Genomic DNA, 11141 nt, shown 5'->3' with positions numbered 1-11141 from the left:
CGTCAGGCTCTGGTCAACGACCTGGGTCTTGAGCCCTCGCCCGAACTGCGCCGCCTGCAGCAGGCCATCCTCAAGACGTCCGAGCCCACTCCCCACGGCGCACGGTCCGAAGCCGCGAACGCCGGCGCACGGGATCGCCTCGCCCGAGTCGGCTGATGCCGCATCAGGCAACCCCGGTACGCTGCCAGTCCTCGCCCCACCCACCCCCGAACGGCCTGCGGCCGCTACGGGTGGGCGGGGCGTTTTACTGCGCCGGACCCAGCTCTCGCCCCAGAGACCAGGACGAAACTGCTGACGGCTCCCTCCCAGGTGGGGGATGCTGCCGCCATGGTCGACCGTGAGTCCGCCCTCAGGCTGGTGGAGGCGCACCTGGAGCGTGAGTCGCCGGGCCAGTCATCCTGACTCCTTCGTGGATACCCCCACCTTTAGGTGGAGGAGGAAACGAAGCTCCTGCGGAGCAGGGCAGGGAAAGAGGAATCGCCTCCGGGCGATTCGTCGTCGACCACAGGGGTGGTGGGGTAGCCCGCGTAGGGCCGGTGATCTCAACTGTCAGTCCTCCCAGGTAGGTTCAGGTTCGTGACGACGCAAGAGCAGACAGCGCAGGTGGCCGGGCACGCCCGGTACACGTACCGTCTGCGTCTGTCGTCCACGGCCCGCACGGCGCTCGAAGCGGAATGGGACCGCTGCCGGTGGACGTGGAACGAATGCGTCGCGAAGTCGAAGGCCACCCACGCACACAACCGGGCGACCGGCGAGAAGACGACGTGCGGGCCGGTGCAGCTCGCGAAGATGCTGACCGGCGCCCGAGCGGTGACGCCGTGGATGCGGGACGGCGCGAACGTCCCCCAGCAGCAGATAATCCGCGACTTCGCCAAGTCGCGGGCGAAGGCGATCAAGGACATCAAGGCCGGGCTGCCGATGCGGCAACGGGCCGGGCTGCCCCGGTACAAGAAGAAGCGCGAGGCGTTGCCGACGCTGGAGTACACCAGGCGGGGTTTTCGCCTCAAGGACGGCCGTCTGCATCTCGCCGGTGGGATCGTGGTGCGTCCGGTGTGGTCGCGGGAGCTGCCCAAGGGACCGTCCAGCGTGCGCGTGTACCGCGACAGCGTGGGGCACTGGTGGGCCTCCTTCGTCGTCGCCACGACCACCGAGGAACTTCCCCACACGGGCCGTGTGATCGGCATCGACTGGGGCGTGAAGGAGACCGCGACCACCACCAGCGACGCCCATGACCTTCCCCACGCCCAGCACGGCCGGACGGCCGCGGCCAAGCTCGCGAAGTACCAGCGGATGATGGCCCGACGGCGCCCCGCGAAGGGACAGCCCGGCTCCAAGGGCTACCACGAGGCGAAGCGGCAGACCGCCAAGCTGCACAAGAAGGTGGCCCGGCAGCGCGAGGACACCGCCCGCAAGTGGGCCAAGAAGGTGGTCCGCGACCACGACGCGCTTGCGGTCGAGGACTTCAAGCCCAAGTTCCTCGCAAAGTCGACGATGGCCCGGAAGGCGGCCGATGCCGCGATCGGCGCCACCAAACGGGCCCTGATCGAGCAGGCCCGCAAGCACGGGCGCATCGTGCACCTGGTCAACCCCGCGCACACCACGATGGACTGCGCGCCCTGCGGAGCGAGAGCCAAGCACCGCCTACCTCTTTCCCAGAGAACGTATACCTGCACCGCGTGCGGAGCTGTCTCGAACCGAGACAAGAACTCCGCACGCGTGATGCTGGTCCGGGCTGGTCTGCAACCCGGCTAGTGCTGATCGTGTAAGACCTGCACTCCCGCCGGGGGGCAGGCAACGTGAGCTAGGAATCCCCCTCCTTTACGAGGGGGAGGAGTCAATCGTGATCTCTGTCGAGGAACCTGTCCGCCGTGGGCGGCGAATGGGAGACGGACTACCGGACCCGCATCCGCAAGATGCCGATGCGAACGGCGGTCGACGACCTGTACGACGAGTTGCGCCGTACCGCGGCAACGCGCGCGGATGCCCGTGCTTGACGGAGGGTGGAATCCGCCCTCTACCGGCCTCCGGCCCCGTCCGCCTCCTCCTGGACTCTGCGCAGTAAGTCCGCCTGGTCCCGAACCAGTTGCTCGATCCGGGTCCGCAGTTGTGCCACCTCCGACGCCAGGTCCAGGTTGCGTGGGCGTGGTGTCGTCAGTGCGGGGGACTGGTTGAGGACCGCTTCCATGCGGGCGCGCAGGGCCGGGCCCGGTTCCACGCCCAGGACCGTGATCAGGTTGCGCCGGGCGCGTTCGTAGACACCCAGGGCCTCCGCCTGCCGGCCGCCCCGGTACAGGGCGACCATCAGCAGGTCGTAGAAGCGCTCGCGCAGCGGATGATCGGCGGTGAGGCGTTCGAGGCCGGAGACGACCTCGGCGTACCGGCCGCAGCTGAGGCTCGCCTCGTACAGCGCCTCCAGGGTGATCAGGCGCTGCTCCTCCAGGCGGTCCGCCTCCGCCGAGCAGATGGGCCCCCGGCGGCAGTCCTGCAAGGCCGAGCCCTGCCACAACGACAGCGCGCGGCCCAGGAGTTCGGCCGCGTACTGCGGATCCTCGGGCACCGCCGCCCTGCCCTGCCCGGAGAGCCGTGCGAAGCACGCCACGTCGGTCGAGGCGGCACCCAGGGTCAGCAGGTACCCGGACGGCAGGGTGCTGATCCACTCGTGCCCCGGCGCCGGCAGCAGGCGGCGCAGCCGGGCCACGTGGGCCTGTAGCGCATTGGCGGCGTTGGCCGGGGGCCGGTCGCCCCACAGCTCCTCCACCAGGCGGTCCACGGACAGGAGTTCGCCCGCGTGCGTGACCAGGGTGGCGAGCAGCGCCCGCTGCTTGGGGCCGGGCGGCACGATGCCTGCCCCGGTCTCACCGTCGTGCACGACCACCGGGCCGAGCAGCCTGAACTCGGTCACCCCGCCGCGCACCGGAGCCGGCGCGGCGGGGTCGAGGACGGTCATAGCGTGACCGGCGTGGCCGCGGAGGGCGCCCTGGCCAGGAGGAGGGCTTGTCGTATATCGCCCTGGATCCGCCCGGCGACCGCGGGCAGCTGGTCCTGGAAGTAGAAGTGGCCGCCCTCGAACAGGTGCCGGCCCAGGAAGTGCTCGGATACGGCCGACCAGCCGTCCATCCGGTGCGCGGGCGCCACCTCGTCCCGGGTGCCGCCGAACACCGAGAGGGGCACCGGCAGTGGTGCGGTGAGGGGCGCCGTGCGCCAGGTCTCGCTGATGCGCAGGTCCGCGCGTACGGTCGGCGCGATCAGCTCCCATAGCTCCGGGTGGGCCAGGACCGAGGACGGCGTACCGCCCATCGTCGAAAGCTCCTCGCGCAGGTCCGCGTCGGACAGCAGGTGCCGGCGCATGCCGTCCCCCTCGGGGTGCACCGTGCCGTGCGCGGACACGCCGAGCCAGAGCGGTGGCGTGCGGCCGATGTCCAGCAGCCGACGGGTGAGTTCGTAGGCGATGAGCCCGCCCATGCTGTGGCCGAAGAACGCGAAGCGGCCCGTGAGGTCGTCGTCCAGCTCGTGCAGGTAGTGGTCGAGCAGGGCGGCGCCGTCCGAGAGTGCGGGGCGTTTGTCGCGTGGGCCGCGGCCTGGTGCGTCGGGTATCCGCACGTCCCAGGCGGCCGGGAAACTGGCCGGCCAGTCGCGGTACGACAGTTGTGAACCACCGGAGTGGTGGAACACGAACAGGCGCAGCTCCGGCCCTTTTGCCTTCAGCTCTTCCGCCTTCAGCATGGCGACTCCATCGACGAGACACTCCGGCGTCCGGCCCGATGACCAGCGGTCCCGGATCGGGTGGCAGGGAGTTTTCGACGGTAGTCGGGAAGCGGCCCGCGCGGCCGCCCGCACGAGTGGGCTTTGAACCACTCTGCACGCATTCTCAAGTCTTGTGGCCTACGCCCGGACTACCGCCCATTGAGGCCTGCTTGAGAGCGGGTCCAGCAATGGGGGAGCCGTGCGGGCAACGGCCGGAAGCAGGTCTAACGTGCCAGGGACCAAGGCCGCCAATCGATGGGTCAACGGCACGGCCACCACTCGATGGGTACGGGGAGGAAACCGTGGAGATTCAGGTCCTGGGACCACTGAACGCGGCCGTCAACGGTGTCTCGATAGTGCCCACGGCGAGCAAGCCGCGTCAGCTCCTCGCCCTGTTCGCGTTCTATCCGGGCCGCATCGTGCCGGTGGCCACGCTCATGGAGGAGCTGTGGGGCACCGAGATGCCGCAGAGCGCCATGACGACGCTGCAGACGTACGTGCTCCAGCTGCGCCGTCGCCTCGGCACCGCGATGGGGCCCGACGCACCGGGCAACGCCAAGGAGATCCTTGCCACCCGGCACGGCGGCTATGTGCTCCAGGCGTCGGCCGACTCGGTCGACCTGCACCGCTACGAGCAGTTCGTCGCGGACGGCCGGCGCGCCTTCGAGGAGGGCGAGGACGGCCAGGCCTCCATGCTGCTGCGCAACGCCCTCGACATGTGGAACGGGCCCGCCCTCGTCGACGTACGAGCCGGTTCGATCCTCTCCATCGAGATCATGCGGCTCAACGAGTCCCGTCTGGTCGCCGTCGAGCGGCGCATCGACGCCGATCTGCGGCTCGGCCGGCACGGTGAACTCATCGCGGAGTTGACCGATCTGATTGCCCGTCACCCCCAGCACGAGGGGCTGCACTCACAGGCGATGGTCGCCCTGTATCGCTCCGGACGGCAGGCGACGGCGCTCGACGTGTACCGCAGACTGCGCTCGCGGCTCATCGACGAGCTCGGTGTCGAGCCCTCGCCGCAACTCCAGCGCGTGCACCAGATGATGCTCACCGTCGACCCCGCGCTCGACGTGGTGGCGGGCGAGCGGCGCACGTCGACCTTCGACCTCTACGCCGCCTGACATCCGCCAGTGCGGTCTGGCATCCGCGTACACCGCCTGACACCGTGCAAGCCGCCGGGTAAGGTCACCGCGGCGGCGTGGCCGTCGCGTGTCACGTGGGTGGGCAGGCAAGGGGGAAGGCATGACCAGGCCGTTTCGATTCGGCGTGAACATGATGAAGCCGGCGGGCGGGGCGGAATGGCGGGACAAGTGCCGTCGCGCCGAGCAACTCGGTTACGACGCCATCCTGGTCCCTGACCACCTGGGGACGACCGCCCCCTTCCCGGCGATGGTGGCCGCGGCCGCCGCCACCGAGCGGCCCCGGATCGGCACCTTCGTCCTGAACACCGGTTTCTGGAACCCGGCGCTCCTCGCGCGCGAGGTGGCCACCACCGACGCGCTGACCGGCGGCCGACTCGAACTCGGCCTCGGCGCCGGCTACGCGGAAGCCGAACACAAGCGGGCACGGCTGGAGTTCCTCTCGCCCGGCGGCCGCGTCAACGCCCTCAAGCACACGGTGGACGAGCTGGAGCGGCTGCTGACCGACCCGGCGCACGCGCCGCAGGCCGAGCAGCGACCGCGGCCGCCGCTGCTGATCGGCGGCAACGGCGACCGGCTGCTGCGGCTGATGGCCGAGCACGCCGACATCGCGGCCTTCACCGCGACCGCGGGATACGAGAACGGCATCCTGAAGGCCCTCACACCCGCCCGGCTCGATGAACGCGTCGCCGCCTACGAGGGGTTCGCCGCCCACCGGGCCGTGCCCGCCGAGCGCAACCTGCTCGTGCACTTCGTGGAGGTAACCGACGAGCGGCACGCGACGGCACGCAGGCTGCCCAAGATCCACCCCGAGATGTCGCAGGAAGACCGCCTGACCCTCCCGGTGATGCTCTTCGGCACCGTCAAGCAGATCGCCGAGCAGCTGCGCGAGCAGCGGGAACGGTTCGGCATCTCGTACGTCGTGGTCCTGGACGGTGCGATGGACGTCTTCGCTCCCGTCATCGAGGAGCTCGCCGGCACCTGAGGGCACCGGCACCTACGGCAGGGAGCCCGCGGTCACGGCCGACCGCTGAGGCAGTGACCGTACGACCGACGACTTCGCGTGCTGCCCGGCCCGTTCGAGGATCGCGAGCGAGGTACGCCCGATGGCCTGCCGCACCCGGCGGCGGGCCAGCTCGAGGACGGACGGCGACACCGGCCCCGCGGCGGACCGCACCGACGCGGGCAGCGCGGATCGCAGCGCGGTCTCGTCGAGCAGCACCGTGTGCTGGGCGACCACCCGCACCCCGTGCTCGTCCGGCAGTACCGACCACTCCCCGGTGTGCGCGGCCACCGGCCCGGACGGCAGGGTCTGCGTGAAGACGATCCGCCCGGCGTGCGGGAAACACAGCCGGACCGCGCCTTCCGTGCGCACCGCCGCGTCGAACTCGGGCAGCCGCACGTCGTAGTCCAGGACCTGCACTCCCGGCGAAGGCTCGGTCATTCGGAGGTGTCCCAGGTGCGGCAGCAGGCCGGGCCAGTCCGCGGCCCGGTACAGGAAGTCGTAGAGCAGCTCGCCAGGGCCGTTCACCCGCACCGACTCCTCGAAGGACAGCACCAGGTCGTCGAGACCGGCCCGGCTCTCGGCGATACGGCGCAGACTCTCCAGCTCCGCCCTGGCGTTGTCCCCGGTGACGAGGCGCTCCGCGGCCGCGTCGTCGCCCCGGTCGCCCGCGACGGTGAACTCGTGGTTCACCGTCACCACGCTGCGTCCCTCCGCGACCTCCTCGACGGTCCACTCGCCGCTCATCGACTCGACCGGTGTCTCGCGCCCCACCTGCACGAACTCGATGCGCCGCTCGCACGGATGCTGCACCCGCACCAGGAACGAGGACCTGATCCCGCCGCTCGCGCTCTCCCACACCCGCAGGCGCTCGCGGACCCCGTCGAAGTCGAGCAGCTCGACGTGCACGACGTGCGGGCTGTACAGCGGCCTGCGCGCGGTGTCCGCGAGCAGGGCGAAGACCGCTCTGGCCGGCGCGGCCACCTCGACGGAGTGTCGTAGGCGGTGCACACGCTCACCAGGCATACCGGGAATACCGGGCATCGCAGTCTCCTTGGGCAATCGAGGACGGATCGGCTGTCTCCACCGTCGGCGGGAAGGCTTGAGGAGTATTCGAAGACCGCTTGAATCTGACCTCAGGAACGCTCCGGGCCGGGTTTGGGCCGCCTGGAGCGACCCGGGATTCCCGGCACCCTCACCTGTCACGAGACGTCGGCGGACGCACGCTCCGTAGCCGCGGGTTCACCGCCCCGCGACCGGCCCGAGCCGGCCCTCCGCCCCGGCGTGCGGGCAGGTCGAGTGGCGTGTCGGGACCGTGTCAGTGGTTTGTCACCGGCCCTCCGCATGCTGGGACAGCGCCTCTTGAGGAGGGGGGAGGGGGCTTGTCGGCGCGTGCCCCGACTGCCGATGACCACTAGCCGCTTCGCACGTCTGCCGCAGGATGAGCCGATCACCGTCGTCGTGGAGATCGGCCCCCGCGCGCTGCCCGTACTCGAACTGCACGGGCCGGTCGAGAGCACCCACATCGAGGCCGCGCTCGACAGCATCGCCACCTGCCATCCCGACGCGCCCGCCTGGACGGCCGACCTCGACAGACGGGGCCCCGGCCAGCACACCCTGCGCTTCATGGCGGGTGCGGACGACGGGCAGTCCGAGTTCCCCCTGGGAGCCCTCGCCGACCTGCTCACCCAGGCCGGCCGCGGCTCCTTCATGACCCGCTGCCTGCCCGCGACGCCGCTCCAGCGCGACCTGCTCGCGGACGCCGACACCCACCCCGATCCGGGCCGCCAGGTCGAACAGGCGGCCTGGGACTGGCGCGGGCCCCTCGACACGGCGCGGTTCACCGCGGCCTGGCACTCCGTGGTCGCCCACGAGTCCGTGCTGCGTACCACCTTCGACGACCAGCCGGAGCCCGGCCTCGTCGTGCACGATCACGGCGCACCGGAGGTCGTACGCCTGCCGCACGGTGCCGCCGAGTGGCACTCCCTCGTGGAGGCCGACCGGCGCCGCGGCATCGACCCCCGCCGCCCCGGCCCGCTGCGCATCACCCTGCTCGGCGGCGGGCAGCCGCACCACGCGCCCGCCCACCCCGCCCGCGTACTGCTCACCTACCACCACGCGCTGCTCGACAGCTGGTCGGTGCGGCTCCTGGTCCGCGAGTTCTACCGCGCCTATCTCGCGGGCGGCGAACTGCCCGGCGGGGAGCGGCGACCCGACATGACCGACTACGTCACCTGGCTCGGCCAGCAGGACACCGCGGCCGCCGAGGACTTCTTCACCAGCGCCGACACCGGCGACCTCGAGGCCGTGCCGCCGCTGTTCACCGACATCGGAAGCCGCGCCGAGGGCCGCTCCAGGCTCCGCCTGACCAAGGAGGAGACCGCGGCGCTCGCCGACTGGGCCGCCACCTGGGGCGGTGGCGAGTCCATCGCCCTGCAGGCCGTGTGGGCGCTGCTGCTGTACCGCGCCGGGCGCGCCGAGGGGCCGTCACAGGTGCGGTTCGCCACCACTGCCGCGGGCCGGAGCATCCTCTTCGAGGGGGTGGAGCGCACCCCCGGCGCCCTGGCCGGACCACTGCCGCAGAGCGTGCTCGTCGACCCCGACGCCACGGTGCCCGAGCTGATCGCCGACCTGCGCGACCGCTGCCTCAACCAGGCGGCGTACGAATGGGTGTCGGCGAGCCAGATCCACGCCTGGACCCGCGGCCCGCGCCCGCCCGCCGACACCCTGCTCACCTTCGAGGCACCGCCGCGCGTCATGCCCGAGCTGGAGGCCGACCTCGCCGCCGCCGGCATCCAGGTGGAGCCGCCGCAGACCCTCGGCGCCCGTACCGGCTACCCGGTCACGCTGGTCGCCCACCACGAGAGGAGCGGCTGCCTGGTGCTGACCGCCTCCTACGACCAGGTGCGCCTCTCGGAGATCACCGAACTCCTGGCCCATGCGGCCCTGTTGCTGCGCGAACTGCCGCGCGGCGCCGGGCCGCACACCACCCTCGGCGAGGTCCTTGCCCTGCTGACCCACATGGGCAGCGGCGCCGCCGTCGGCCCGGTGGAGCCCGCAGCCGAGGAGAACGGGCCCCTGCCGACCGTGCTCCGCCACCCGGCGCACGCCTCCGCGGGCGCCGTGGGCCTGTTGCAGGCGCCGGGCATCTCCCGCGCCTTCTATAACCAGCTCGCCCACGCCTACCCGGGCCCGGAGGAACTCCTGCTGCTCGCTCCCGTCCCGGCGGGCGGCTCCCGCGCCGATGTCGCCGCCCGAGCGGTGTACGACGCGCTCGGCTCCCGCATCCGGTCCCGTGACGGCCTTTCCTTCGCCGGCTTCTCCGGTGACGGCGTCGCCGCCTGCGCCATCGCCCGCCTCGCGGCGGCGGATGGCCACCAGCCGCTGGCCGTCGTCCTCGACGCGAGCGGCACGTGCCCGGACGACCTGGCTCGCAGGCTGGCGTCCGCCGTCGCACACCGGCACTGACCCGACGTACGAGCAAGGCACGAGCACGAGCCCGTATACAAGTCACGTTCGAGCAGCGAGACGCCGAGGAGGCAGCCATGCCGAACAGCGACCCGAAATCGGTACCGCCGTACCAGAGCACGGACGAAATAGCCTCCCGTGCCTGGGCGGAGGCGCTCGCGATGGCCTGCGGCGACGCGGACCACGCCCACCGCCCGCCGGGCGAGCTCCTTGCCGCATCGCTCAGAGCGCACCGCACACTCTCGCGGGGCCTCGGCCAGAGCGTCCCGCTCACGGCCCTCGGTCCGGACGGCGGTGTCCTGGGGCTCGCCGCCTTCGTCGCGGTGTACGCCGCGCAGTCGAACACCGCTGCAGCTGAACTCGAAGTTCCGGACGACGCACGGGACTTGGGCGAACTGCCCGCCTAGCGTTGAACGTGCACATCCACCTCCTGTCCGCGCCCGTCTGATGTCCTCCCCGACCAGGCGGGCGCGTCGACGTGTGACGATCACGCGGGCAGGGTGCGCCCATGACACAAGCGCTACCGGAACCCCGCCCGCACCGAAGATGGCTCCGGTCGACTACCGGGCGACGATCGACGCCGCACAGCTCGCCGGCATCGCGTGGACCGGAGTACCTCCTCGCCGCCGCGCTCCTCTCCCATCACGAGTACGAGCAGACCCAGCCGCGCCCCGCGCCCAGCCCACGTGCCGGGTACACGCCCTGCCACAGCGGCAGCAACACGTGCCCCGGCGGATGAACGGGTGCCGGGTGGTACTCAGCCCCAGGTCCGGTCCGCCGGTGCCTTGACCGGGCGCTCGTCGGTCTCGCCGGCCTTCTTCGCCCCCGAGACACCGGTGTGGACGCATGCCGAGCAGCCGTTGATCCGGCCGGCGCGCAGGTGGACCAGTACGAGCAGCTTCCGGTCGGCGCCACCGGCAGCGAGCGGCTTCGAGGTGTTGCCTACCGCGTGCTCGGGTCACATGCCGACGCGGAACGGACAGGCCGCTCAGCCGCAGGCGAGCACCGGACGGCAGCAGCGCGAGGTGGTCCAAGCGTTCCTGGCCGCGGCGGGGGAGCGGCAGTTCGAGTAGCTGCCGCAGGTGCTCCACCCGGAGGTGAAGTTCACCGTCGACGGCCCGGACGGTGCCCCGGCGTCGTCTCCTGGACCCCCGGGAAGGCGCTCTCTTCTCCCTTCTTGTGTTCGCTGTCGTCGACGGGCTCATCACCGAGGTGACCGCTGTGGTCGACCCCGGCCGGACTTCCGCTCATGGATCTGCCGGACGCGGGGTGACTCCGAGCGGCCGGGTTCGGGTTCGGGGCCGGGGCCGGGGCCCGTCAGGCCGAGCGTCCGACGGGCCTTACCCTCGGCGGCCTTCGATGCAGACCGTGATGCTGGTTTCTGATGGCACCGGCAAGGGTGGATCTTTTGGTTGGGGTCACTCCGGGGCCGCGCATGACGCCTGCTTGCTGTAAACGGGGCATCTGGTCTGTCGCCTCCTCGGTCAAAGGTGCCCTGATTGCGGGGTGTTGTGGGTGTTTTTACCTCGTTAGGGGCTCCGGAATCTCTCTAGGAGCGCTTGAGGTCGACATGGCAGTCTTTCAAAACAGGGAGTCTGGTTTGGTTCTCGCGGAACCTGCTGAACCTGCCTTCCCGTAACTCTCGGCTCTCGGACCGACCGCCGTCGTTGTTCGAGCACTCACGAACAGGGGATGTGGCGTGATGAGCGTGATGGATATTGATGTTCTGGGTCCGTTGGGTGTGCGGGTGGGTGGGGTTGCGGTGATGCCGACGGCGCCGAAGC

At 71.0% G+C, this 11141-nt stretch carries 9 protein-coding genes and 2 pseudogenes; 6 read left to right on the top strand and 5 right to left on the bottom strand.

Going from position 1 to position 11141, the window contains the following annotated elements:
- Positions 1-576 precede the first annotated feature (576 nt).
- Positions 577-1783, top strand: a pseudogene (locus AC5P1C_RS43045) (RNA-guided endonuclease InsQ/TnpB family protein); the annotation flags it as partial.
- A gap of 85 nt (positions 1784-1868) precedes the next feature.
- The gene (locus tag AC5P1C_RS43040) at positions 1869-1994 is read left to right on the top strand and encodes a hypothetical protein (protein WP_493871472.1); all 126 of its coding nucleotides are present in this window, start codon (positions 1869-1871) and stop codon (positions 1992-1994) included.
- A gap of 20 nt (positions 1995-2014) precedes the next feature.
- On the opposite strand, the gene AC5P1C_RS43035 is transcribed toward AC5P1C_RS43040, so the two are convergent.
- Positions 2015-2947, bottom strand: coding sequence for an AfsR/SARP family transcriptional regulator (locus AC5P1C_RS43035; protein ID WP_493871471.1), 933 nt, complete (start codon positions 2945-2947; stop codon positions 2015-2017).
- A complete protein-coding gene (locus AC5P1C_RS43030) occupies positions 2944-3723 on the bottom strand; it encodes a thioesterase II family protein (protein WP_493871470.1) in 780 nt (259 codons plus the stop codon). The genes AC5P1C_RS43035 and AC5P1C_RS43030 overlap by 4 nt, the downstream gene beginning before the upstream one ends.
- A 323-nt stretch (positions 3724-4046) precedes the next feature.
- Between AC5P1C_RS43030 and AC5P1C_RS43025 the strand changes: the two genes are divergently transcribed.
- A complete protein-coding gene (locus AC5P1C_RS43025; RefSeq protein ID WP_493871469.1) occupies positions 4047-4868 on the top strand; it encodes an AfsR/SARP family transcriptional regulator in 822 nt (273 codons plus the stop codon).
- Between the two features lie 121 nt (positions 4869-4989).
- Positions 4990-5871: a TIGR03621 family F420-dependent LLM class oxidoreductase gene (locus AC5P1C_RS43020; RefSeq protein WP_493871468.1), complete on the top strand. Its 882-nt coding sequence runs from the start codon at positions 4990-4992 to the stop codon at positions 5869-5871.
- 12 nt (positions 5872-5883) lie between these two features.
- Here the strand turns inward: AC5P1C_RS43020 and AC5P1C_RS43015 are convergent, their stop codons facing one another.
- On the bottom strand, positions 5884-6933 hold the full coding sequence (locus AC5P1C_RS43015) for an aromatase/cyclase (RefSeq protein ID WP_493871467.1): 1050 nt from the start codon (positions 6931-6933) through the stop codon (positions 5884-5886).
- Positions 6934-7296: 363 nt separating this feature from the next.
- On the opposite strand from AC5P1C_RS43015, the gene AC5P1C_RS43010 reads away from it, so the two are divergent.
- Complete coding sequence (locus tag AC5P1C_RS43010; protein WP_493871466.1) at positions 7297-9357, top strand: condensation domain-containing protein; 2061 nt, start codon at positions 7297-7299, stop codon at positions 9355-9357.
- Positions 9358-9434: 77 nt separating this feature from the next.
- Positions 9435-9764, top strand: a complete 330-nt coding sequence (locus AC5P1C_RS43005) for a hypothetical protein (RefSeq protein ID WP_493871465.1) — start codon at positions 9435-9437, stop codon at positions 9762-9764.
- 350 nt (positions 9765-10114) lie between these two features.
- Here the strand turns inward: AC5P1C_RS43005 and AC5P1C_RS43000 are convergent.
- Together AC5P1C_RS43000 and AC5P1C_RS42995 are read right to left on the bottom strand one after the other, a co-directional pair.
- Positions 10115-10264 (bottom strand): annotated as a pseudogene (locus tag AC5P1C_RS43000) (carboxymuconolactone decarboxylase family protein); the annotation flags it as partial.
- A 197-nt stretch (positions 10265-10461) separates the two neighbouring features.
- Positions 10462-10608, bottom strand: coding sequence for a hypothetical protein (locus AC5P1C_RS42995; protein ID WP_493871464.1), 147 nt, complete (start codon positions 10606-10608; stop codon positions 10462-10464).
- Positions 10609-11141: the final 533 nt, after the last annotated feature.

It is taken from the genome of Streptomyces sp. A18 (assembly GCF_059026065.1).
This window is presented reverse-complemented; position numbering and strand designations above follow the sequence as displayed.

What these genes read in the sequence shown, in the direction of transcription:
- AC5P1C_RS43035 (WP_493871471.1), bottom strand. Translation starts at nt 2,947, where the DNA reads ATGACCGTCCTCGACCCCGCCGCGCCGGCTCCGGTGCGCGGCGGGGTG.
- AC5P1C_RS43030 (WP_493871470.1), bottom strand. Translation starts at nt 3,723, where the DNA reads ATGCTGAAGGCGGAAGAGCTGAAGGCAAAAGGGCCGGAGCTGCGCCTG.
- AC5P1C_RS43020 (WP_493871468.1), top strand. Translation starts at nt 4,990, where the DNA reads ATGACCAGGCCGTTTCGATTCGGCGTGAACATGATGAAGCCGGCGGGC.
- AC5P1C_RS43015 (WP_493871467.1), bottom strand. Translation starts at nt 6,933, where the DNA reads ATGCCCGGTATTCCCGGTATGCCTGGTGAGCGTGTGCACCGCCTACGA.
- AC5P1C_RS43010 (WP_493871466.1), top strand. Translation starts at nt 7,297, where the DNA reads ATGACCACTAGCCGCTTCGCACGTCTGCCGCAGGATGAGCCGATCACC.
- AC5P1C_RS43005 (WP_493871465.1), top strand. Translation starts at nt 9,435, where the DNA reads ATGCCGAACAGCGACCCGAAATCGGTACCGCCGTACCAGAGCACGGAC.
- AC5P1C_RS42995 (WP_493871464.1), bottom strand. Translation starts at nt 10,608, where the DNA reads ATGAGCGGAAGTCCGGCCGGGGTCGACCACAGCGGTCACCTCGGTGAT.